Source organism: Sphingobacterium sp. UBA6645, from assembly GCF_002455685.1.
In the GTDB taxonomy this organism is placed as follows: domain Bacteria; phylum Bacteroidota; class Bacteroidia; order Sphingobacteriales; family Sphingobacteriaceae; genus Sphingobacterium; species Sphingobacterium hotanense.
In genome coordinates this window covers 1-23,716 of the sequence record NZ_DKLH01000051.1, presented here as the reverse complement: position 1 = coordinate 23,716, position 23,716 = coordinate 1, and the positions used below count along the sequence as shown (strand labels likewise).

Sequence of the window (23,716 nt, the reverse complement as noted above, 5' to 3'; positions counted from 1 at the left end):
GTCAGTTTAGGTTTTATAAGCTAATACGCTCAACTCCTAAAAAGTACCTATCCGGATTTGAAAAAATTTAAAGTTGGCACCAAAGGAAGACAAAAGTTGCTAGCAATCTGTACTGATACAGCGGTAGATTGCTTTTCAATAGGGAATTTGCTTTTGTCAGATGGTTGTTGACAGTGGATTTACTGATATTTAAGGTTTCGCAGATTTCTGCGTAGCTTTTTCCTTCGATCTTAAACAGGATAAAAACCTTTTGACACTGAGGGGGCAGTGCTTTTATCGCATTCATCACGTTTTCTTGCGTCTGTTTAAAGGTGAGCTCCTCTTCGATATGTTGATAATCCTCTGCATACTGCTTGATGAATTCATTCCTGAACCGCTCGTCTAGCGCCATTCTTCTGAAATGGTCGTAGACTAGATTTTGTGCTATCGTGAATAGGAATGGTTTCAACGATTTATCAGCGTCTATCTGATCCCTCCGCTCCCAAACCTTGAGAAAAAGCGTTTGGAGAATTTCTTCTGCAGTCTCCTCGGATTTGACAAGGCGAATGATTCGACCAAGCAACCGGAGGCTATACCGCTGGTAAAGCTGCGTAAAAGCTTGATAATCTCCAGATTTTAAACGGAGAAGTAGCGTTTGCTCTTCATTATATGGCTCATAAGTCTTCACCATCAGCTAGATTCAAAAAGGTATTGTAATGGGTATTGGTTGAATATCAAATATAAATAAAAAAGTATGATAGCAAAATAGTTACAATTCTTTTAAACCGTTTTTGCAATCGAATTTTGAACCTTTCTTTAGGCAATACCGTATCTAGCCGCTTTTACAAGCGGCAATCATCACAAACAGGAAAATCTATTGCTGTTTACTTTTTAAACTTCCACTGAACGTAGTTGATGTTCTTATCTACGGCAAGGTATTTTTTCTCGTAGTATGTTTTGATAGACAATACCTCGTCCACTAGATCAGAATGATATAGATCGGTGGTTTCTTTCAACTTAGGAAGATTCTGCAGTTCGATCTGTTCTACCGTATAGGCGTAGAAGCCATCGTTGTCAGTCTTTAAGTGCATAATACCTTCCGGAACAAGGATGTGTTTATAACGCTCTAAGAAAGTGGGATTTGTTAAGCGTTTCTTCTCGCGGCTTTCCTGTGGTTGAGGATCTGGGAAAGTGATCCAAATTTCAGAGACCTCACCCTCCGCAAAATACTCCAGAATCGTCTCAATCTGGATTCTCAAGAATCCTACATTAGAGATGCCTTCTTCAATTGCCGTCTTTGCACCTCTCCAGATACGATTCCCTTTGTAATCAATACCTATGAAGTTTTTCTCTGGAAATAACTTTGCCAGATTGACGGTGTATTCACCTTTTCCACAAGCTAATTCAAGGATAAGTGGTTTTTCATTTTTAAAGAATTCTGATGCCCATTTGCCTTTAAACGGTTTACCGGCATCTAATTGTACAACATTTGGAAATGTCGCTACTTCTGCAAATTTTCTTAGTTTATCCTTACCCATTACTTTGAATTAAGTCGCAAAAATAACCTTATATTTGTACTAATCAATACATTCTCGTGGAAAAACAAGCGAAAATATACGTTGCAGGCCATCGTGGCATGGTGGGATCTGCGATCTACCGCAAATTAAAAGAGCTAGGATATACCAATATTGTCACTAGAACATCTAAAGAGCTCGACCTTCGTGATCAGCAAGCAGTTAAAGAATTCTTTGAGTCAGAAAAGCCCGAATATGTGTTCCTAGCGGCCGCTAAGGTCGGTGGAATCATGGCTAACAATACGTATCGGGCGGATTTCATATATGAAAACCTCGCTATTCAGAACAATGTCATACACTTTGCACATGAGAACAATGTAGAGAAACTGATGTTCCTAGGCTCGAGTTGTATTTATCCGAAGATGGCGCCACAGCCTTTGAACGAGGACTCATTGTTGACCGGCACTTTGGAATACACCAATGAACCCTATGCAATAGCGAAGATCGCCGGTATTAAGATGGTAGAGTCGTACCGTCTGCAATATGGCGACAAGTATATTTCCGTTATGCCAACGAATCTCTATGGCATCAATGATAATTACCATCCGGAAAACTCGCATGTGTTGCCGGCGCTGATCCGTAGATTCCATGAAGCTAAGGAAGCCAACGCAGCATCAGTTACCATTTGGGGAACTGGCACACCACTCCGCGAATTCCTGTATGCTGATGATTTAGCAGACGCCTGTGTTTTCTTGATGGAGAATTACGATGAGTTGCAGTTCATCAATATCGGGGTAGGAGAAGATATCAGTATTAAAGAGTTGGCAGAAACCATTCAGGAAGTTGTGGGCTATACAGGAAAGCTGGAGTTTGACAGCAGTAAACCCGATGGCACGCCAAGAAAGCTTATGGATGTAAGCAAACTACACAGCCTTGGCTGGAAGCATAAAATTAATCTAAAGGAAGGTATAGCTTTGGCTTATCAGGACTTCCTGTCAAAGGAAAACGAAAAACGAGACTAATAAGTCTCGCTGTCCTTCGGAATTCCGTAAATATTGTCTTGCACACTCTCCTCTGCAGTAATCATTGGAGGGTGTTGCGGAGGCGCCACTTGAGCCGTCACGACTTCGGCTTCCGCTAATTTTTCTTTCTTCTTTTTCTTTTTCGGCTTAATAAAGGATGTAATCTTGTCAATTACCGAAGACACGCTAGTTTGATTGACCTCACGAGCAGCAGTCTCCGAAGCAAATAGAACAAGTCCTTTCTTCAACCAACTCGCATTTTTCAATAGCGTACGATTGAGCACTAATGGTAGTGCAAGTTGCACTGTCTTAGTTAACCAATCCGACTTGCCAGATCCTTTCTTCGAACCTATTCCCGAGATTAATCCTTTAACCATATCAACACCCGGCACATTAGAAACAACCATATTGAAGATTCGAGCAGGTGCTTCTACTTTGTGTTTCAAAAGCTGATATTGATTCGCTAAAAATTGCTCATGCTCCTTCTTTTCTAGCTTCAGACGAGCAATCTCAGTTTGTAAATCGGTAATATTTGAAATTTTGATTCTCATAGTTGTCTATACTCGCTCTTTTTCTTCTTGTTCCTGTTTCAGTTCTTCTTCAGCCAATTTCTCTTCTGCTGTTTCTTGGGCATTATAGGTCGTATTGGTCGATGCGTAAGCTGTATCCGTATTAAGCTTCTCCTCTTCCTCTTCATCATCGGGATCATCCCACTTCGCAAGGATCCGCTTAATCGATAAGTTCATGAACTTCGCTTCCAATTTTGGTTCAAAAACACGAATCAATAGAATGATGATCAAAAATATCCCTCCTGTTGCAAGAAAGCCTAATGAATAGCTTCCGAGAACTTCGCCTAGATAGAAACCTAGAGCGAGCGACCAAAAGAAGATCACTAAGAGTGTCAACAACAACTTACTGGCATCAACGATTAAAGATCCCATTATCCGCGTCATCCGCGAGATGGCTTGCAGCTTTAATAGTTCGAACTGAGTGTCGAGATACTCCTTTGATTTCTTAAAGGATTCTGAAAAAGAGAATTTTTGTTCTTCCATGCATTGATTTGATTAAATAGAGCTGTAGAATAAGCTATTCACAGCTCTATTAAATTATGTGAATAAGTTTACTAGATGTAAACGAAATTACGCGTGTTCTTCGATTTCCTCGTCGATCATCGACTCAGCTTTACCTAATTTAGTTTTCAAAGTAGCTACGACCTTTTCTTTAAAATCATTTAATTGATCGAATTGCTCTTCAGCACGCTCTTTAATCGCATCGCCTAAGTCAGCTAAGGATTCGTTGATTTTCTCTCTCGTATCAGAACCTTTGTCTGGTGCGAATAAAATACCTAATACAGCTCCTGCTGCCAAACCAGCTAATAAAGCTGTTACGATTTTTCCATTATCATTCATCTTAATATAGTGTTTTGTTAGTTATACAATTGTTAAACTCTACTTTCATTTAATATAACAAAAAAAAGACCGTTTCGTTTTCATTTCCTAAAACTTTGTAGAAACTTAACTCTAAATGACAAAATAGCATTTCTTATGTTTCAATAAATAACGAGTCCGCTTTTAATTTCCTTTATATGAAGTGTCTTATTTCTACAACACTTTGTCTACTTAGACAGAAATATTAACGAAGAGTTTAATGCACGTGTTTAACGAAATACAATAATTTTTGAGGAGATTCGTTAGACATTAAAATATAGACAGATGTATAAAAGCCTGAAAAACATTCTTCCGATTATTGCCCTTCTTTTGTTTAGCACTTACAGCAATGCACAGAAAAAAGAACAGCTCAAGATTGATATGGATAGCATCCTTGCGAAGTATCAAGCTAAAGTCGGGATAGCTATACACAATCATGATTATACTGACAGTCTGACTGTAAACGGAGATTTCCACTTCCCTTTTCAAAGTGTCTATAAGTTTCACTTAGGGATTGTGATTCTAGATCAGGTCGACAAAGGTAAATTAAGCCTGGATCAGCCTATCAAAATATCTAAAGAAGCGGTTACAACGGAAATGTATAGCCCCATAAAAGATAAATATCCTAATGGTGTCACTTTACCCCTGCGAGAAGTCTTAGAATACACCATAGCAGCCAGCGATAATGTAGGATGCGATGTTTTGTTTGAGTTGTTAGGTGGGCCAGAATATGTCCAAAAGTATTTTGAAGATAAGGGATACAGCAACCTCTCCATCAAACTTATCGAAGCAGTGCAGCAGAAAGAGTGGAATAGGCAGTTCGAAAACTGGACGACGGTAGGCTCGAGCAACCAGATATTATATGATTACTATACGAACAGCAAGAAACTGCTTTCAGCAAGCTCCCACCAATTTCTATGGGATACCATGCGCGGTACAACAACCGGACCGGACCGTCTAAAAGGCGATCTCCCCAAAGGTACAGTCGTAGCACATAAGACAGGCTATTCCGGCAGGCACAGAACGACGGGTGTTATAGCTGCCCTGAATGATGTAGGTGTGGTCAGCCTTCCTAATGGCGAAGTCTACTATATCTCGGTTTTTGTAACTGATAGTGAAGAAGGAGAAGCGGGAAGCGCAAAAATCATCGCCGAGGTATCAGCGGCAGCTTGGAAGTATTTCAATTAAACATATACACAACAGCCTTTTAGCAAAGAATTAATATTAACTATAAAATAAGTTAATTATTTTTATAGAAATATCTAATTCTAAGATGCTTGCAAAAACCTACAGTAGCGCAGTACATGGTATCGATGCTACAACCATCTCCGTAGAAACCCATATCACATCCGGAACACAGTACTTCATCGTCGGCTTGCCGGATGTGGCGGTCAAAGAAAGTATACAGCGTATTGAGAGTGCTATTCTTGCGATCAACCATCAGATGCCGCGGCAAAAGATTGTTATCAACTTAAGCCCTGCCGATATCCGTAAGGAAGGCTCGGCGTACGATCTAGCCATTGCCATCGCGGTATTAACCGCCTCCTATCAAATCCACAGCACAGAACTGGAGGACTATGTCATTCTTGGCGAACTCTCCCTCAACGGCAAGATCAACCCCATCAAAGGCGCTCTCCCCATTGCTTTACAAGCCAAACGGGACGGTTTTAAAGGCCTGATTCTTCCTAAAGAGAATGCTGAGGAGGCTGCCATTATCGATGGATTGACCATCTACGCCGCTAACCATCTTTCGGAAGTTGTCGACCATTTAACTAATCTCGAACGACTCCCGACCGCCAGCATCTCCATTGATGATATATTTCAAGAAAACATCAACAACTACGAAGTGGATTTCTCCGAAGTTCGCGGACAAGAGAACATCAAGCGAGCCCTAGAGATCGCTGCTGCAGGGGGACACAACGTGATTCTCATTGGCCCACCGGGCGCAGGGAAGACCATGCTAGCAAAACGACTACCAACCATCTTACCCCCGCTAACAATAGACGAATCCCTGGAGACTACTAAAATACACTCGGTGTCTGGCCTACTGCCTAGCGTCTCCTCGCTTATGACCGCGCGCCCTTTCCGCGCGCCGCACCATACCACCTCAGACGTAGCGCTCGTTGGCGGTGGCAAGAACCCCCGACCTGGAGAAATCTCCCTTGCTCATAATGGTGTGCTGTTTCTCGACGAGCTGCCTGAATTCAAACGATCAGTACTCGAAGTGATGCGCCAGCCGTTAGAGTCCGGCAACATCACCATTTCACGCGCCAAAATTACGGTAGACTATCCATCCAGCTTTATGTTGATAGCAGCCATGAACCCCTGTCGCTATGATAACTACAGTACCCCGAAAAAAGAAGCACAAATCGTCGTTAACAGAGTTGGGTACCCAACATTTCAAAAATTCAATAAGTTCCTTTAGATTGGTAAAATTCTAAAACGGATAAGACAGAAGAAGAGCAAGTTTTAGATATACCAAATGAACTACTTATTGGAACTGTAAGACTTAAATACTGATCTGTTTCACATACATTGAAGATCCAAAAAGTCTCAAAAACAAAAAAGAGGCTATTTAACAGCCTCTTCTATTCAAAACGTCCTTTGGAAAGAACAAAAAACTAAAAAGCAAAAACTTACATTTTACTCCTATAATCCACTAATTTCTTTTTATAATCCTCTACTGTATAGTCCATTATTGTACCAACCATCTCTCCATTCTTAAGTGCTTTTTCAGCAATTTCTAAAGCTTTAGACTGATTATCAACTGCCTTTGCATATTGACCTGCTCTGCTATAACAGGTAGCTAGCGCATCAAAAATCAGCGGATTGGTCACCTCGGCCGTACTTCCAAAATTCTCTGCAGCCCAGAGATAGGTCTCCCCCGAAAGCTTTTCACTTTTAGACACTTCACCCAAAATTATAGCAGGAGCCGTCTTATACTGCTTTTGAAATTCGGCAGCAAATGCAATAGCCTGCTTTTCATCAACGTCGTTCAATAATGTCGTAAACTTTAGAAGATCCATTGGAATTTTAAGGTCCGGTTTTTGAGCAACTGCTTTGTCCATCAGCTCAAATGCTTTCTTATGATCTTTGGCAGCCAATGCGTCCTTTATTGGATTAAAAATTGCCATCATAACTTCGTTCTGCTCACGAGTTTTCTGAGCGGCCTTATCGGCCTTTTCTTTAAACTTATTCATATCGTACGAACCGTCCAGCACTTTCGGAATAATAGAATCCAGCTCGCTGGGATGTCCTATCCAGATAATGTGGCTGTTCTTAACCACAAAACTGGCCGGAATTCCGTTCTGGCCTGCTGCCCTCAACCATTTGGTAGCCATCGACTGATCCTTGTCATCCACAAATACCGTGTAGCCCATATTTGTATCATTGCCTTTGACAAACTTCTCAACTGCAGGAACAACCGTTTCATAAGATTGGTCTTTCCCGACTTTCTCCCAGACATTGACACCAACAAAAGTTATTTTACTATCATACTGCTTTTGAAGCGTAGTGAGGTGCGGCATTGCCCCTTTACATGGGCCACACCATGTCGCCCAAAATTCCATCACATAAATATGGTTGGGATCAAATGCTTTAAACTCTTTACCCTTCAACCATTTGGAGTAGCTGATAGCTGGCGCAGGGTCGCCTATATCCAGCTTTTCGGGCGTCTGCGCATGAGTATAACTGCCAAGGGCAAATAATGATATTATTATCATCAAAAAACCGTTTATTATCAGATTCTTCTTCATTTTGATTTTATTGTATTGTTAATAGTTCTGTGTAAGTGTAGTATTAAACTGGGTCGCACTCTGGGGAAAAGGCAGTATCCATAGTGGAGAACTGGCTTTTAGAACATAAGTCTTCCCATTGATGATCCTCTTGGTCGTTTCTGCATAGGCGGGCTCGGTGTTCCATCGCTTAATATTGACAAAGTTGCGCCAGGTAAACAGAAATTCGATCCGGGATACTTTCTTTAGATGGGCCATCGCTGTGGCAACATCTTTGGCCACAAGCGGCTTATATACTTCCGGTGCAATTCGGCGGATCCGGATCTTTTCAATTTCTTCCATACCGGCAGAAACCTTGTCCGAGCGGATTAAACACTCGGCTTTCATCATCACTAGATCAGAAACCGTCATACCACCACTATTTCCTTCATAACTAATGGCAATCCATGCAGGAATATCAGGTAGTCCAACATAAAGGGGCCCAAGTTGATAATTATAAACATTGGTATAATCTTTAATAATGTTACCGGGCTCATAATAATCGCTCAATATTTCGTAGGTGGGTGTCAGCAAACTTGGGTCAAAAGTATCGGAAAAGGCATAGAACAGATTGTCCTGGGCCGTCAGGCCTTTTCTGCTCAGAACACGATTGGCTCTGACGGGTTCCGACAGAAGATATCGATGGTCTTCTAATGTGTTATTGATTGCCAGAGCGCTGTTTACCGCATCGAGCGCTCCAGAGTAATTCCTTATGGACATCAGAATCTTTGCTTTTAAAGCATATGCAAATGCTTTTCCAAACCTCATACTGTTTTTAGGCCTGTCAGGAAGTGCCTGTGAAGCAATAGCCGCATCCACATCAGCAAGCATCCTATCATAGACCTCCTGAACTGTCAGCTTGGGATTTATCTGCTCAAAATTGATATCGGTCACGTAAGGTATTCCACCGTCGGTAGCAGCGGTGGCTGGATCATATGCTTTGGCATACATATTAACCAACAGAAAATGCATGTACGATCTGAGGGCATACGCCTCGGCTTTGAGCTGGTCCAGAAGCTTTCTGTCGCCGCTCGCCTGATCGGCATTGGCCAGCACAATATTTGCTACCATAGCTATATTCTTGTATAGCCCGTCATACCTTGAATCCGTAGCTGTCAGCGCCGCTCTATCAGCAGACTCATCGTAAGTCAACAAGACTTTGTCCATCGTCAGAACATTGGAAGAAATCACATTGGGGACATTGTATGCCAGAAGATACATATCGTTGACAATCAAGGAGAGTCTGTTAAAATTAAATGCACTGCCGGAGTAGTTGACATTCATCAGCTGGTCAAGGTCATCGGCGCGATTCAGTAGATTCTGTCCTTTCGGCACGAAGTCTGTGTATTTTGCACAGCCATATAGGCCAAACAGGAGAACAAAAAGCGCCATAAAATATGGTGTAAATCTTATTTTCATCTCTTTAATTTTTATAATTCTGATCAGGGTTTCTTACAGTAGGTTAAAAATTAGCGTTAATGCCAAACACAAAAGATGTCTGCACTGGTGCTCCACCGGTTCCCGAATCGATATGGACATCATTTTGCCGAGTCCATAGTGATCTTGGATTATTCAGCTGGAAACGAAGTCTGATATTCCTTGCTCTCATCCGGGCCGCCAACTCCGCTGGTAAAAGATACCCTAAGGCAATATTGCGTATTTTAAGAAAATCTGCCCGTCGCACCAGATTGTCTGAATAATAATATTGATTCGACGGTGCAATCTGATAATACTGTCCGCTTCCGGGTATATCTGTGTCGGTGTTTTCCGGTGTCCAGCTATCTAGTAAATACGAAGGCAAAGCGCCATAGCCGGCAGACTGATAGGCAACTGGTACCGGTCTCGCTCTAAAATAGTGCCCCCCGTAATACATGGTAAAGATACTCAGTGTAAAGCCTTTGTAGTAAAAATCGTTATTGAAACCAATCGTTGTTACTGGATCACTGGTTCCAGAAAACACAACGGCATCAGCCTCGTCAGGGCCCAATGTGGTCTTCGTGGCTACACCGGCAGTATTATACCATTGTGCCATTCCCATATCGTCAAGACCTGCAAAACGGAATGAGAAAAGCGAATTGACCGGAAAACCTTTACGATATGAATCCCCTCCTGCAAGTGTTATCGGATTGCGCGTTAATTCATCCACTTCGACAATTCTGTTTTTATTATACGATCCTGTTAAATTACTTGTCCATCCGAATGTTCCTGCTGAAGAAGGCCTAAACCAGTCATAGCTTAAATTGAACTCCAGTCCTTTATTGACCATGCTGGCATTGTTAATAACCATTGATGAAAACCCTTCCGAAGGATCGAGCCTCTTTTGTGCGAAAAGGTCCGTACCCTTACGGTGGTACCAATCCATAGTTCCCTTCAGTCGATTGTCCAGAATACTGAAATCAATTCCTATATTCATTGTAGCGGTCTTTTCCCAACGCAACTGTGGATTAGGCGGATTGGAGACAATGGCATTGGGCTCCTGAGTCAGATTATTGATCCCAGCAGTACCGACAAGCAGTGCGCTCACATTACGGATGTTTCCTGTCAGGCCATAGGAAGTCCGGAGTTTCAGATAATTGACCCACGGATACTGCCCAATAAAATTTTCATTGGAAGCGACCCAAGATGCTCCTACTGACCAAAGTGGTCTGCCCCTATATTTTTCATCGCCTCCAAAAAGGTCAGCATAATCTTTGCGCAGGGATCCAAACAGATTATATTTCCGGTCGTAGGTATAAGTGATGTTCGCATATCCCGAAGCAAAGCGATGCATAACATCCTTCTGGAGTCCCATGGATACTGCTTCTGCAAAATGATATTGATACAGAGGATAGTTGAGGTTCCATAGGGTTCCCATCTTCTTCTCATCCATTGCATCAAAATTGACGGTATTGGTCAGCTGTGTCTGGAGTTGATCATCGTATCCCAATAAAATCCCATTTGTACCATAAGACCGTGTCTGTCGAAACTCCATTCCGGCCAGGGCAATAAAACGGTGTCTGTCAAACGTACGGTCGAAGTTAGCCTGAAAACGCGCCGTATAATTGGGACTGCGTAAATGGGATGTCGCCAGTTTGCCGCCTTTCGGAATGTAGGATGGGTAGGATACCACTTTCGTAACAGGATCTTCATAACGGTATGTATACACGTTATGGAGCCATCTCATCGTATAACTGTCTTCCTCTGAATAACCAGAAACATCTGTACGGATATCTTCATATTGAAACATCGGCTGCAAAGACAAACCATCGAATGGTTTGATATTTAAATTCAGATAATATCGCGTATTCAGTGTGGAAGTGTTTATAAAATCACGTTCCAGCTCATCCATATGGTTGAAAAGCGCAGACTGCAGCTCGGGACGGCTCTCGGCGATAGTGTTGTAGATGTTGAAACGACTGTTTGTATAATAGGCACGGCTGCCGTCGTCGTTAAACAACCGCAGATAAGACGGCACATTAAAAGGAGTTTGTGCGAACTGGTTGTTATGAGTTCTCTCCTTCCCGATGACACTGTTAACGCCGTAGTCAATATCAAGCCACTTACCGACACTATAACCACCTTTATAGTGCAAATTCAGGCGGCGGTCAAATGCATTGATCAGACCTTTGTTATCATTCGTATAATTTAGAACAAAACTATTCTGGGCTTTGCCACTATTGGTACGCAAGGCTAGATTGTATTGTTGCAGGACGCCTTTTAACAGGGCATGGTCATGATATTCTTTTGCAAAGTCATTCCTTTTGTAATTGTTCAATATTGCATCGAGTTCCGATTGGCTGATACGGTCTGTCGCGAGCTGATAATAGGCATATTGCACAGGAGTAACAGGCTGTCCTGTAGTTATGTTATTCTCTAAATCTTGAATAGGCTGTTTGACGCTTCCGCCGCCGCCGCTGAACCACCATTTGTAATAATTACTTTCCCAGTCTACCTGTTCACGGGGCGACATGTAATTATTGTAGCTGTATTCCGGTTTTTCGGTCACAGTTACATTAGCTGAAGCTTCAACAGCAGTCCGCCCTTTTTCGGTCGCCTTTTTTGTCGACACAACAATAACGCCATTGGAAGCCCTTGCCCCATATATTGCCGCCGCAGCAGCATCCTTCAGCACGGTTACGGATTCAACGTCATAAGGATTGACATCAGCAATCGAACCTTCGATCGGAAGTCCGTCGACAACCACCAAAATGCCCGTTGATGCTGCCATTGTACTTGTGCCACGAATAGTGGCTTTTCCCTGATATTGCACCAGCCCGGGCACAACACCCTCCAGATTATCCATTACATTTACGGTATTGCGTTTTTCAATCTCCTTGTTGCTGACCGTCGTGACTGCTCCGGTAATATTTTCCCTGCTTATCTTCTGAAAACCTGTATTTACAATCGTCACTTCATCCAGATTGCGCAACAGTGGCTTCATAGTAATTATCATATATTCCTTCTGGGCAAGCTGTCCGGCCGTGACAATTGTTTCAACAGTTTCATAGCCAACATAGCTTACTTCCAGAACCTCGTTGACACGCAGCTGATCAAAGCGGAAAAAACCTTTACTATCGGTGGCTGTCGACTGATCGGTATTTTTTATTTTTACGGTAGCTCCTGCGAGAGGAACAGATTTATCGCCAACGACCAGACCCGCGAGTCCTCTCTGCAGATTGTTTCTGTCCGTAGTCCCTTCCTGATCCGTTTTTGTGCCGGGCACAGTTGTGATCACCACAGATCTGCCTTCGATGGAAAAGGTGAGCTTGCGTCCCTTGACAATAGACTGTAAAGCTTGGGGGAGGCTCACATTTTTCAAATCAACACTGACGGATTGATACTGTTTAAAAATATCCCTGTCCAATAAAAAATCATATCCTGTCTGCTTGCGCAAGCTTTTAATGATATGCTCCAAGGGTGCATTTTTTTCCATGATCGTAACACGCTGTGCATACGTCGCCCCGTAGGCATGCATCAACATACATGTCATGATAAAAAAGACTAATTTCATAATTAATAATAGTTTAGGTAAAGGCCACATGCGGTGAAAGCCACCCAATAGCACATTTTTTTTCATACTTTTGTTCTGGTTAATGGTTCATGTCTGATTAGAGTTGTTTGTTTCATTAGCAGGTATTTTTTGAGACAGAATCATTTTCATTCTTGGCTGCGGGGTGGTGGTGCACCCCGCGGCTTTTATATGAATTCTACTGATTCTCCCCCCATTACCTGACCTTGGCAAATTTTAATTGGTCACTGTGATAGTCCTTTCTTTAATTTTGAATTTTACTTTATTTGTTCTTTCGATCTGACGCAAGGTAGTGATCAGATCATTGGATCTAGAGATGTATCCCCACAGTTTTAGCTCTTTCGGCACAGTTTCTGTAAATTGAACATCAACGTCGTACCAGCGTCCGATGGACAGCATAATTTCATATATATTTCCGTCAATCTTAAAATACCCGTTTTTCCATGCCAGTATATCTTCTGTATCCTGAAGATGCACGTCGATCTGGCCCATTTTGTTGACGGCCTGCTCGCCCGGTAATATCTGTTGCTCAGACTTCCCGGTCACAACATTGACAGCGCCTTCAAGCAAAGTTGTTTTAACAAGCCCTTTCGATTCTGCATAGGCATTGATGTTGAAATGTGTCCCCAGAACGTGCACTTGCTGGGATTCTGTGGCAACAATGAATGGCCTTCTGTTTTTGCTGACCTCAAAATATCCCTCTCCCTGTAATTTTACAGTACGTGTACTATTTTTTGCAAGATCGGATTTAAAGGTCAGGCTGGAAGCAGAATTCAGCCAAACCCTAGATCCATCAGGCAGAACGACCTCAAATATTTCACCGTTTCGCGTAGTAACAGTGTTGGTAATATTGTTTGGGGCCTTGTGTGCGTCCTTCTCTTCGGTATAGACAAGGGCACCTTGGGCATTTTTAGAGACACGGACACCATACCCCGATGTGATCAGTCCGGCGTCCGCAGAATTGAGGTCGATCTCCGTGCCATCTGATAATGTCAAGGTAGCACCAGTATGCCCTGCTTTGATTTCGGGCCCGGCATAATTGATAACATCATATTCCTTTTGCGGTAGAAGCCACTTATATATGCCCACAGCGCACATCAAAATGAGCACCGCTGCAGCATATGAAAGCCATCTACGCTTTTGCATTGTCTTCGAATTTATCCGCGAGCGATGGTCTATAGTCGCCCACATCTCCGATTTTATCCTCATAAAATCTTCAGGCGAATCGATTGCGGGCTCTCCCATTCTGTTAAAAGCATACCATTCCTCAACGATGTGCTGCTCCTTTTGTGTGGCCAGACCAGAAAGATATTTCTTGACAAGTTGTGCGCCGAGTTGTTTATTCATAAATCGATATGTGTTTTTTTGACCCTTCAGTTGTATTATACCGTTGAGGAAAGCTTTGGGAGTAGAAGAATTTAAAAAAATATTAAATTACGTATAAAAAGAGAGCAACGTAATCAAAAAACCTAGTTGTCCCTTAGGAAAATCAGTAGTATAACTCCGAGCGAATGGTAACGAGAAAGTCTCACTTTCAGAATTTTGAGGGCATTCTGAACCTGCTTTTTTACAGTGGACTCACTTAGTCCCAGTCTTTGGGCGATTTCCCTATGCGACAGATCCTCAAGCCTGCTCAGTTCGAATACTTCGCGCATTTTGGCAGGTAACTTGGCAATTTCAGCCGTAAGTAACAGCATCAGATCTTTTTCGTCAATTTTTTCAAGCGTTTGATCACTGACCATCAGGTTATACTTTCCTATTTCCGCCAAATAATCACTTCTTGTCTTTCCTTTTTGGATGTATTTAAGCACCCGATTACGTGCGGCGACATAGAGATAAGACGAAATGCCTACATTATCTCGGATAAGCTCGGATTTCTCCCAAATCGAGGTAAAGAGATCCTGTACAAGATCTTTGGATACATTTTCATCTCTGAGCATTTGGTTGATCTTGTAATAGATCATCATGCTATAGCGATCGTAAATTTCTGCAAAAGCACTCCTGTCCTGCCGCTTGAGTAACGTGACCAGTTCGCTATCTGACAAAATGTTATAGTTATCCATGATAATTGTTCTGCTGCATCACAATGCAGTTCCGGTTAGCACAGGTAAATTCAAAATCGATTAACTGCTACAATAGTAGGAAAATATTGTAAAATACAACTGCTTTTTATTATTTTATTGAAAAGAGTCGCTTAGTCGATCCTTCAACAAATTCATAAAATTCCACTTACTTTCATTATTAAATGAGCAAAACAGTCTGATATATTGATAAAAAATATATTTAATTACTTTACACTAACTGCCGAATCACCATTAAAATCATAATCAGCTAGTAGCCTTTCAATTTTTGCCTTTTTAGATTTTTTACCTCGACCATTCTCCCATCCACAACTGTTTCGGGGTCTACTCCCATTATTTTAGCGAAATGTTTACGACTTAATCCATTTAAATACCTATAAGCCATTATTCTACCTTTAAATGTATTCAAGTCCAACACAAAAGGACAATAACCTAAAAATCTTATTACATCCGGATAAAAATAAATTAGAGGCTTGCTACGATTATTCTCCCAATAAGTTATACAATCTTCACTCACATTGAAAATTTTGGCAACATCCTTTTGTAATAATTTCAAATCCAACCTTTTTTTTCTTATATGATCTCCAATTGTTTTAGGATTATCAGGGTATGAAATATCCACCGGCTTTACGGATCCTGTTTCAAAACGCAAACAAGGCAACGCAGGAATGTCGCTTTGATAAATACACTCACCCGAAAAAAGGTGGGTAAATCGTTCGAAATTTCAATCTTAGGGCACATTTTCAAATTTTACATAAAGACCATTTCCGTAGGACAGGGGTTCGTTGACATGTTGGTTTCATGTCTCAGATTGACAATGTTTCAATGAATAATTTATAGAAATTTAATACTTTATCTTGGAAAAACTATCTCCAAATACGGCCACTAGTTTTTCATTCATTTTTCTTGAAGGCAAACTCAATCCCTTTTCCCAAGCTCGTACAGTTGTAGCATCTACTTTCAAAAGACTTCCAAGAGCTCTAAAGCTAAACCCGTCTTTCCACCTATACGACCTTAGCAGATCGCAAAAGTTAGTTTCATTAAACGTAGTTGTATAAAAACCTAAAAAATGATGGATCCTGGGATAGTAAGTTATTTGTGGGCTGCTTCGATTGTTTTCCCAATAGGTTAAACAATCGGTACTCACCCCAAGAATTTTTGCCAACTCTGCTTGGGACAAATCGCTATCAATCCTCTTCTTTCTTAGATGTTCACCTATAGTCGTCGGATTTTGAGGGTAATTTTGATGGATAGGTTTGCGAAATTCCAGCTTAAAAAGTAAAGAAGGTAAAACGAGGGGAGAGTTGTGCTGGAATTTTCTATCTCCAAGGAGCTTCTGTAAATTGATAGAGAATTCAATAATAATATCATTTTTGCTGACCAAAATCTCCTTGGTTACGGTTTCTATTATAGATCGCTTTCTTGCGAATGCCATATCAGTCCAATTATACACAAGAAGTTGGATTTCATTGAATAGATCTTTTCCGAGTGCGATTTGGTGCATTTCAGAGTCCATTTCGGACCTTAGATTTTTCAAAAGTTCTTCTAGATTAGCAAGCTGTGTCTTTAGAAGATAGAAATTAGCTGTAAAATTTTCTTTTGTAATCTCACCATCCATTCTCATTTCCGTGCACCGATTTATCTTTGTTTCCAAAGTTGCTTTTTCACTTTTCGTCTCTTCTAACAAGGCTTGTTTTTTACCGAGTAGACTATTAGAGTTTTCGTTGATTTTCGATAATTCGATGTTACTTAAGCAATCAGAAAGAAAGCCCCAAAACATTCCTTCAATGTCACTGATGGCAATTTTTACCCTACAGTCCTTACATTGGTAAACTTTGGTCCTTTTAACATACATTTTCTTCAAACAAGAACACTTCACGAATCCCGACAACAGGTACCTAGATTTTCTACCAGCGTATGAGCTTCTACTCTCCTGTTCGTCGAGTATGTAGTTTACTTTATTCCACACCTGTTCTGAAATGATTCGAGGACATTTAGTTATGATCCATTCACTTTTTTGCTTAAGTACAGTACGCTTTCCCTCTTCTCCGATTTTGGTATAGTTGGCCGTTCTCCTTTGGCAGTAGTATCCCTAAGCAACCTTGTTACAGTTGTGTCTGAAAACAATGCCCCTTTACGGGTACGATAGCCGAGTTTGTTCAACTCATCGGCTGTCGTCTTCTTTCGTCGGGTTCGAAGGAAGATTTCACAAATCAACTTTCTAATAGAAGCTTCCGATTCATTTATTACATCTTCTTTATTCCGCCAGGAATATCCGAATATAGCTTGGCCTCCGAATGGTTTGCCTAGTTTTGCACGAATAGGAATTGAAGAGGAAACTCGATTTGAGATTTCCTCACGTTCCCATTCCGCCATCGCAGATATGTCCGTAAAAATAAGCATCCCTGACGGAGTGCTAGTATCAATGTTTTCAGAGATTGAAACTAGATTTGCTTTGGCAGATTTGAATATGTCGGCGAGCTCCTAAAGTTCCTTTGTACTTCTTGCAAGACGTGATAGCTTAGAGAAGACCAGACCGTTGATTTCTCCGCTCCTAACATCTTTTAACATTCTCTTCGTTTCCGGATGTTCCATAACAGTCTTTCCGCTGACTCCATCACCTAAGAACCCGAAGATAGGTGGATAGTATTGAATTTGAGGTTCACTTATATTGTTCTCCCAATAGGTGATGCAGTCTTCACTAACATTAAATATTGCTGCTACATCCTTTTGAAACAGCTGTAGCTCCATCCTTCTCTTCCTGATATGTTCTCCAAGAGTGGAAGGATTTAATGGCATCGACGCCAGCAGAGGTTTATTGATTTGTTGTTCAAAAAGCAAACAGGGCAACGCATGAATGCCCCTGCGGATTCTACAACCATCCCAACCGTCCCTGCATCTGTGGCACAGCCAACGTTCAAAAATACCTGAGCAAGGTATCAGGACCACTTCTCGATCGAATAGACATACACATCGAAGTTACCCCTGTAGAGTTCAACGAATTATTGGAAACCCGCAAAGCCGAAAAAAGCGAAGCTATTCGAGAGCGTGTCATCCGGGCTCGAAGCATACAGGAGTCGAGATTCAAAGGCATTGCCAACATTCATAGTAATGCACAGATGCGCGCGAAACAAATACGAGAAATCTGTTTGATCGACGCGACGGGGAAAGGCCTCCTCAAGTCTGCCATGGAGCGCCTTAACCTATCGGCAAGAGCTTATGATCGCATCTTAAAAGTTGCCAGAACAATCGCCGATCTAGAACAATCCATCGATATCAAAAACGAGCATCTCGCTGAAGCGATACACTTCCGTAGTCTCGACCGACAAAGCTGGCTGGGTTAAAAACAAAATCGGCGTGGGGAGACCACGCCGATTCAATATCTTTTCTTGTACAACCTATCCTATAAACTGCCCGATGAAATGCTTAAAAATCCAAGGGTAAAGTATCAATGTAAATACAACTCCGGTCAATGCCCCGAATAAATGCGCGTCATGGTTAATCCCATCTCTAGCATTCTTCGACGCCCAGATACAATATCCTAAATACAGAAACGCAAAAAGATAAGCGGGCATCGGAATAGCCATAAAAATATACAACAGCATCTTCGGATAGAATAAGATATAACTGAACAACACCGCACTAATAGCACCTGAGGCACCTAAGCTATGATAACCATAGTTATCCTTCTGCTGTCTAATCGTAGGGATATCGCTCAAAACCAAGGCTACCACATACAATAAAGCAAACCATAAATGTCCGATGGGGCCGCTTATTTCAACAAATATCCCTTCCAGGCCAAAACCAAAATAGTAGAAGGTAATCATATTGAACAGCAGGTGCATCCAATCTTTATGGATCAGCCCACTAGTTAAAATCAGATACCATCTGCTTTTGTCGCGATGAATTGAGTAGGGGTGCAACATCAATCGTCCAAACCACTCCGGATTGGAAAACACATAAATACTAAGGCCAATTGTTAGTGCGAAAATTACACTTGCAACAGGCATATTTAAGATATAATATTGTAGCATTAAAATCTATCTTCTAGGAGTAAAAGGTATAGTTCTTTCGGACCATGCGCACCGAGTACTAACATCTTCTCGATATCCGCCGTGCGGCTGGGGCCAGTAATGGTTGTAATCATGCTAGGCAAATCGTTTCCATACTTCTCGCGCATCAACGCCATACCATGCTTGATATCCATTACTAATTGTGATGTCTTTGCAATAACGATATGCACAGGAGGATAAATGCTCAATCTTCTACCGGAAGCGTCGGCATTGCTAATCAAAATACTGCCGTTTCGCGCAATCAGCGCCTCACATGCCGTGACACCGACCTCAATATCATCAAAGTCTGTTCTATGCTTATGATACGGAAAGCCATACTGATCTAAGAACTTCTGCAAGTTCTTATCCCATACATATAGCTTCGTCAATTTCAATTTCTCCAAAAGGATAATCAGATTCTCGATCAGATTGATTTCTCCATCGCAGTAAACGAACTGTCCGGCAACATTAGTAAACTCACGAGCAAAGGTCACATCCAAAGGATCTTCCTCGTCCTTATACAAAGGACTATCCTCAAAAGCAGGATTAGGATTCTCACGCTTTTGAAGCAGGGCTTGCCGAATCTTCTTCAGCATCTTCTCTTTGGCTGTTGTATTTCGAATATTCATATATAAAGAACAGACATGGTTGGTAAACCATGTCTGTTAAGTATTATTGATTGTTTTCTTGACTAGACTGATTATCAGGCGAACTTTGCGGAACATCACCGTGATCACTCGACGGCAATGATAAATCCGTCTGCGGAACGCCGCCTCCATCTGCTCCACCATTCACAAACTCATCATAAGTCGTCTTATTTTGGAACGGACGTTTACCCAATATCTCTTCTAAGTCTTGTTGGAATAAGATTTCTTTCTCTAATAGCTTCTCAGCAATTTTGATCAATCCCTCTTGTTTCGACAACAACAATTCTTTTGTTCTATCGTAAACCGTCGAAATCAATACGCGTACTTCGTCGTCGATCAACTCAGCCGTTTGGTCTGAATAAGGTTTTTGGAACTGGCTGTTCTCCGAACTATCGCGGAAGGATACATTCCCTACCTTATCGTTCATACCATATACAGCCGTCATCGCATATGCTAACTTCGTGATACGCTCTAAGTCGTTCTGAGCACCGGTACTGATTCTTCCGAAAGTAATATCTTCAGCAACGCGTCCACCCATTGTCATACACATACTGTCAATTAACTGCTCAGTCGTATATAAGAACTGTTCTTTTGGCAGGTATTGCGCATAACCTAATGCCGCAACACCGCGTGGAACGATCGATACTTTAACCAAAGGATCCGCATGCTCCAAGAACCAGCCCGCAATCGCGTGACCTGCCTCGTGGTAAGCAACGATCTTTTTCTCCTCAGGAGAGATAATTTTATTCTTCTTCTCAAGACCACCGATTACTCTATCAATCGCATCTTGGAAATCCTGCATATTGATCGCTTTCTTGTTCTTACGAGCTGCAATCAAAGCCGCTTCGTTACAAACGTTCGCAATTTCTGCCCCCGCAAAACCTGGAGTCTGTGCCGAAAGTTTCTTCGCATCCACTTCCTCCGCCAATTTCAATGGCTTCAAGTGCACATTAAAGATTTGCTCACGACCAATCAAGTCTGGCTTATCAATAGAAATCTGACGATCAAAACGTCCTGGACGCAATAAAGCTGAATCCAATACATCTAAACGGTTGGTCGCTGCAAGGATAATAACCCCTAAGTTCGTACCGAAACCATCCATCTCCACCAATAATTGGTTCAATGTATTCTCGCGCTCATCATTCCCTCCCATAATGGAGTTCTTGCCACGAGCACGACCTATCGCATCAATCTCATCGATAAAGATGATACATGGTGCTTTTTCTTTTGCTTGCTTAAACAAATCACGAACACGAGATGCACCAACCCCAACAAACATCTCCACAAAGTCAGAACCGGACAAGGAGAAGAAAGGAACTTGTGCCTCACCCGCAACCGCTTTTGCCAATAAGGTTTTACCCGTTCCCGGAGGGCCTACTAATAAGGCTCCTTTTGGAATTTTACCACCTAAATCGGTGTACTTCTTCGGGTTTTTCAAGAAATCAACAATCTCCATAACCTCTTGCTTCGCCTCTTCAAGACCAGCAACGTCATTGAAAGTAATGTTGATTTGAGATTCTTTATCAAATAATTGTGCTTTTGACTTGCCGATATTAAAGATCGCACCGCCACCGCCTCCAGCACCACCGTTCATACGGCGCATCAAAAGGATCCAGATCGCTACGATAATTAACAATGGAAGCATAAACGAAATAAACCATCCCGCCCATGGGTTCGATCTATCTTCGTAAGACACGCTAATCTTCGGTTGGTCGGCAGCTAAACTATCTTGCGATGCTTTTAACTTCCCTTCCAAGATCTCGGCAGAAGGCTCCGTAAATTTATACTGAGGACCTACGCTCGGCGATAAAGAAAGTGCATTTGGATTTGGCGCAACATCTTTATATTTCTCGTCGGCTAATTTATCTTTTTTGATATATACTTCAACATCTATTAAGTCGTTGCTTTTTGATGCAACTAGCTTCTCCACATCTCCGGGGATAAGCATCTTGGTTTCGAATTCTTTGTAGGTTGTCTTCTTCGCACCATCCCCACTGAAGAGGTACTGAAGCCCGATGAAGCCTACAATCATTGCAATCCAAAGCCAAATCATATTAAATTTTGGTGGCATTGGTGTAATTTTTTTACTAGGAACTTTCTTCATTTATACACTTAAACTACGTTTCACTTATTCTCACTATGCACTTTGGTAAGTGCTAATTTGGGCATCGCCCCACAGATCTTCAATTCTGTAATGCTCCCTTGTTTCGGTTTTAAAAATATGAACGACAACATCAACGAAGTCAAGTAAAACCCATTCGCCATTACCGTGCCCTTCCTTGTGCCAAGGATCTTGACCAAAGGATTTATAAACTTCTTCTTCTACACTTTTGGCTATTGCATTGACTTGCACGTTGGAGTCGGCATGGCAGATAACAAAATAATCAGACAATGTCCCATTAACTTCGCGCATATCCAACCTCACAATTTCATTACCCTTCTTTTCCTGCATCCCATGTATCACAACATCGGCTAGCTTCTCGGACAACGAAGACTTTTTGTTTTTACTCATCAAGATTTATTATACTTTTGACTGATAAATTTTTAAATGATATTATCTTTTGCAAAATAACACATTTTCGGGAGATTCACTACGCCTAAGTTTAATTGTTTTAGACGAGGTCACTTCCACAAACGATTATTTTAAAACTCAACTGTCAAATTTCAAGCCACTTCCTGAGTTTACTGCCATTATGGCAAAAAAGCAAACAAACGGACGTGGACAACGCGACAGCACCTGGTTATCAGAGGAAAATGCCAATATAACTTTCAGTTTATTGCTATATCCTACTTTCCTTAAACTGCATGATCATTTTATCCTCAATATGTGCATCAGTCTAGGGCTAATTCATTGGTTTCATTCGTTACAAATCGATGCAAAAATCAAGTGGCCTAACGACATCATGATAAACAATAAAAAAGTATGCGGGATATTGATTGAAAACACGAGCAATTCGAAAGGTATTAAACACGCTATCGTAGGTATTGGAGTCAATGCTAATCAAGAAAACTTTCCAGCCGAAATCAAACACAAAGCAAGCTCCATTCTACGCGAAACTTCTTATCGTCTGCCCTCCCTCGAAACGGCTTGTGAAGCAATCATAAGACATATTCATCAGCTTTATAGTAGACTGCAGAAAAAGGAAATATCGACAGATCAATTACTCGAAGAGTATAATAAAAATCTATTCTTACGTGGTCAGACGGGCCTTTATCGTGCGGGCGATGAAACCTTCGAAGCTGAAATAAAAGAGGTAAGTCCGGATGGAAAACTTCATTTATTAAGAAATTACCAGATATCAACATTTTATTTTAAGGAAGTCGAATTTCTTTTGCAATAAATCGATTACATAGAATTAAATTTCATTATAAATCCTAACTTTGATTTAAACTTTATTGGCGTCAACAAGTCAATAGATAAAAGTAATTTACATGAAAAGAATAAATTTATTAATTGCGTTTTTAGTATTTGCCGTTTCCGGCGTTATGGCACAGGTTCATAACCCAGTAAAATGGTCAGTAGGATTTAAAAAGCTAGCTAACAATGAGGCAGTTATTTTGATCAAAGCAAACGTTGAACAAGGATGGCACATTTACGGCATGAACGTTCCTGCCGGTGGTCCAGAGTCAACATCCTTCACTTTCACTCCAGCAAACGGAGCTAAAGTTCAAGGTAAAACACTAGCAAAAGAACCTAAAACAAAATTCGAGGATGTGTTCAAGATGAACGTTCCTTACTACAACGGTGAAGTTGTATTCCAACAAAAGGTGAAACTTGCTAACAACAAACCTACTACAGTTAAAGGTGTTGCATCGTTCATGGCATGTGATAAAGAGCGTTGTCTTCCACCAGATGAGTACGAGTTTGCTGTAACCATAAAGTAAAACTTTAAGAATTACAATCTACAAAGGCAGGGAATCCCCTGCCTTTTTGTATGTTTGGACTTTAATTTTCGAATATGAGCAAATTAAAATTCCTATTTATCGTCCTCTCGTGGCTATTCCTCAGCACAACATCCCCTCTAAGTAGCTTCGCCCAAGATTCTTTAATCAATTACGAAGATGTAGACTTTGGAACGGGAGAAGTGGAAACAACAGAAGATCAAGATACTTTATTCTCCACGGAAGACGTTGTCTTCTCCGACGGTCAAGATACGGTCTCGCAAGACACGACGGCTACAAGTACTGTTGCTGCTACTGCAGCTCCAGAAGA

Annotated in this window: 22 protein-coding genes and 3 pseudogenes; 7 read left to right on the top strand and 18 right to left on the bottom strand. The window is 41.4% G+C overall.

The annotated features are described in order from the left end of the window. Nucleotides 1-67 precede the first annotated feature (67 nt). Together B2400_RS09825 and trmB are read right to left on the bottom strand one after the other, a co-directional pair. Nucleotides 68-670 (bottom strand): RNA polymerase sigma factor, encoded by a 603-nt coding sequence (locus B2400_RS09825; RefSeq protein WP_293933014.1) that lies wholly within the window; start codon nucleotides 668-670, stop codon nucleotides 68-70. A 193-nt stretch (nucleotides 671-863) separates the two neighbouring features. Further along, nucleotides 864-1,517 carry a tRNA (guanosine(46)-N7)-methyltransferase TrmB gene (trmB, locus tag B2400_RS09820; RefSeq protein WP_149527341.1) on the bottom strand — a complete coding sequence of 218 codons (654 nt, stop codon included), beginning with the start codon at nucleotides 1,515-1,517 and terminating at the stop codon, nucleotides 864-866. A gap of 56 nt (nucleotides 1,518-1,573) precedes the next feature. Between trmB and fcl the strand changes: the two genes are divergently transcribed. Continuing rightward, complete coding sequence (gene fcl, locus B2400_RS09815; protein ID WP_149527342.1) at nucleotides 1,574-2,515, top strand: GDP-L-fucose synthase; 942 nt, start codon at nucleotides 1,574-1,576, stop codon at nucleotides 2,513-2,515. On the opposite strand, the gene B2400_RS09810 is transcribed toward fcl, so the two are convergent. The 3 genes from B2400_RS09810 to B2400_RS09800 form a co-directional block, all read right to left on the bottom strand. Beyond that, complete coding sequence (locus B2400_RS09810) at nucleotides 2,512-3,066, bottom strand: hypothetical protein (RefSeq protein WP_293933011.1); 555 nt, start codon at nucleotides 3,064-3,066, stop codon at nucleotides 2,512-2,514. The two genes, fcl and B2400_RS09810, sit on opposite strands and share 4 nt — an antisense overlap. Nucleotides 3,067-3,072: 6 nt before the next feature. Beyond that, nucleotides 3,073-3,567, bottom strand: coding sequence for a hypothetical protein (locus B2400_RS09805; RefSeq protein WP_187773906.1), 495 nt, complete (start codon nucleotides 3,565-3,567; stop codon nucleotides 3,073-3,075). Nucleotides 3,568-3,654: 87 nt separating this feature from the next. Further along, nucleotides 3,655-3,924, bottom strand: a complete 270-nt coding sequence (locus tag B2400_RS09800; protein ID WP_149527343.1) for a YtxH domain-containing protein — start codon at nucleotides 3,922-3,924, stop codon at nucleotides 3,655-3,657. 303 nt (nucleotides 3,925-4,227) lie between these two features. Between B2400_RS09800 and bla the strand changes: the two genes are divergently transcribed. Next, entirely contained in the window at nucleotides 4,228-5,130 is a 903-nt protein-coding gene (gene bla / locus B2400_RS09795) for a class A beta-lactamase (protein WP_293933009.1), read from the top strand. Nucleotides 5,131-5,215: 85 nt separating this feature from the next. Continuing rightward, nucleotides 5,216-6,304, top strand: a pseudogene (locus B2400_RS09790) (YifB family Mg chelatase-like AAA ATPase); the annotation flags it as partial. 274 nt (nucleotides 6,305-6,578) lie between these two features. Here B2400_RS09790 and B2400_RS09785 read toward each other — a convergent pair. From B2400_RS09785 to B2400_RS09745, 9 genes and pseudogenes are all read right to left on the bottom strand, one after another. After that, nucleotides 6,579-7,664: a thioredoxin domain-containing protein gene (locus tag B2400_RS09785; protein WP_293933007.1), complete on the bottom strand. Its 1,086-nt coding sequence runs from the start codon at nucleotides 7,662-7,664 to the stop codon at nucleotides 6,579-6,581. A gap of 51 nt (nucleotides 7,665-7,715) precedes the next feature. Beyond that, nucleotides 7,716-9,134: a RagB/SusD family nutrient uptake outer membrane protein gene (locus tag B2400_RS09780; RefSeq protein WP_286651161.1), complete on the bottom strand. Its 1,419-nt coding sequence runs from the start codon at nucleotides 9,132-9,134 to the stop codon at nucleotides 7,716-7,718. Nucleotides 9,135-9,177: 43 nt separating this feature from the next. Further along, complete coding sequence (locus B2400_RS09775) at nucleotides 9,178-12,771, bottom strand: SusC/RagA family TonB-linked outer membrane protein (protein WP_293933005.1); 3,594 nt, start codon at nucleotides 12,769-12,771, stop codon at nucleotides 9,178-9,180. Nucleotides 12,772-12,939: 168 nt separating this feature from the next. Next, complete coding sequence (locus B2400_RS09770) at nucleotides 12,940-14,070, bottom strand: FecR family protein (RefSeq protein WP_286651163.1); 1,131 nt, start codon at nucleotides 14,068-14,070, stop codon at nucleotides 12,940-12,942. 122 nt (nucleotides 14,071-14,192) lie between these two features. Next, complete coding sequence (locus B2400_RS09765) at nucleotides 14,193-14,786, bottom strand: RNA polymerase sigma factor (protein WP_293933002.1); 594 nt, start codon at nucleotides 14,784-14,786, stop codon at nucleotides 14,193-14,195. 268 nt (nucleotides 14,787-15,054) lie between these two features. Further along, nucleotides 15,055-15,426, bottom strand: coding sequence for a transcriptional regulator (locus B2400_RS09760; RefSeq protein WP_293933000.1), 372 nt, complete (start codon nucleotides 15,424-15,426; stop codon nucleotides 15,055-15,057). A 222-nt stretch (nucleotides 15,427-15,648) separates the two neighbouring features. Beyond that, the gene (locus B2400_RS09755; RefSeq protein ID WP_293933089.1) at nucleotides 15,649-16,659 is read right to left on the bottom strand and encodes a helix-turn-helix domain-containing protein; all 1,011 of its coding nucleotides are present in this window, start codon (nucleotides 16,657-16,659) and stop codon (nucleotides 15,649-15,651) included. Nucleotides 16,660-16,802: 143 nt separating this feature from the next. Next, nucleotides 16,803-17,030 carry a recombinase family protein gene (locus B2400_RS09750; protein WP_293933087.1) on the bottom strand — a complete coding sequence of 76 codons (228 nt, stop codon included), beginning with the start codon at nucleotides 17,028-17,030 and terminating at the stop codon, nucleotides 16,803-16,805. A gap of 90 nt (nucleotides 17,031-17,120) precedes the next feature. Beyond that, a pseudogene (locus B2400_RS09745) lies at nucleotides 17,121-17,555 on the bottom strand (recombinase family protein); the annotation flags it as partial. Between the two features lie 107 nt (nucleotides 17,556-17,662). On the opposite strand from B2400_RS09745, the pseudogene B2400_RS09740 reads away from it, so the two are divergent. Beyond that, nucleotides 17,663-18,148, top strand: a pseudogene (locus B2400_RS09740) (ATP-binding protein); the annotation flags it as partial. A 54-nt stretch (nucleotides 18,149-18,202) separates the two neighbouring features. Here the strand turns inward: B2400_RS09740 and B2400_RS09735 are convergent. From B2400_RS09735 to rsfS, 4 genes are read right to left on the bottom strand one after another with little or no spacing between them, the layout of a single operon-like run. Next, nucleotides 18,203-18,838, bottom strand: a complete 636-nt coding sequence (locus tag B2400_RS09735) for a rhomboid family intramembrane serine protease (RefSeq protein WP_293932998.1) — start codon at nucleotides 18,836-18,838, stop codon at nucleotides 18,203-18,205. Beyond that, nucleotides 18,838-19,485, bottom strand: coding sequence for a LutC/YkgG family protein (locus B2400_RS09730; RefSeq protein WP_293932996.1), 648 nt, complete (start codon nucleotides 19,483-19,485; stop codon nucleotides 18,838-18,840). Before B2400_RS09730 ends, B2400_RS09735 begins: the two co-directional genes overlap by 1 nt. A 43-nt stretch (nucleotides 19,486-19,528) precedes the next feature. After that, nucleotides 19,529-21,607: an ATP-dependent zinc metalloprotease FtsH gene (gene ftsH, locus B2400_RS09725; RefSeq protein ID WP_149527355.1), complete on the bottom strand. Its 2,079-nt coding sequence runs from the start codon at nucleotides 21,605-21,607 to the stop codon at nucleotides 19,529-19,531. Between the two features lie 33 nt (nucleotides 21,608-21,640). Beyond that, entirely contained in the window at nucleotides 21,641-22,015 is a 375-nt protein-coding gene (gene rsfS / locus B2400_RS09720) for a ribosome silencing factor (protein ID WP_260043567.1), read from the bottom strand. A gap of 49 nt (nucleotides 22,016-22,064) precedes the next feature. Here rsfS and B2400_RS09715 point away from each other — a divergent pair, with 49 nt between their 5' ends. From B2400_RS09715 to B2400_RS09705, 3 genes are all read left to right on the top strand, one after another. Next, the gene (locus B2400_RS09715) at nucleotides 22,065-22,844 is read left to right on the top strand and encodes a biotin--[acetyl-CoA-carboxylase] ligase (RefSeq protein WP_149527357.1); all 780 of its coding nucleotides are present in this window, start codon (nucleotides 22,065-22,067) and stop codon (nucleotides 22,842-22,844) included. Between the two features lie 91 nt (nucleotides 22,845-22,935). After that, nucleotides 22,936-23,388 carry a protein-disulfide reductase DsbD domain-containing protein gene (locus tag B2400_RS09710; RefSeq protein ID WP_260043557.1) on the top strand — a complete coding sequence of 151 codons (453 nt, stop codon included), beginning with the start codon at nucleotides 22,936-22,938 and terminating at the stop codon, nucleotides 23,386-23,388. A 74-nt stretch (nucleotides 23,389-23,462) separates the two neighbouring features. Next, on the top strand, nucleotides 23,463-23,716 hold a 254-nt coding region (locus B2400_RS09705; RefSeq protein ID WP_293932990.1), incomplete at its 3' end, for a hypothetical protein.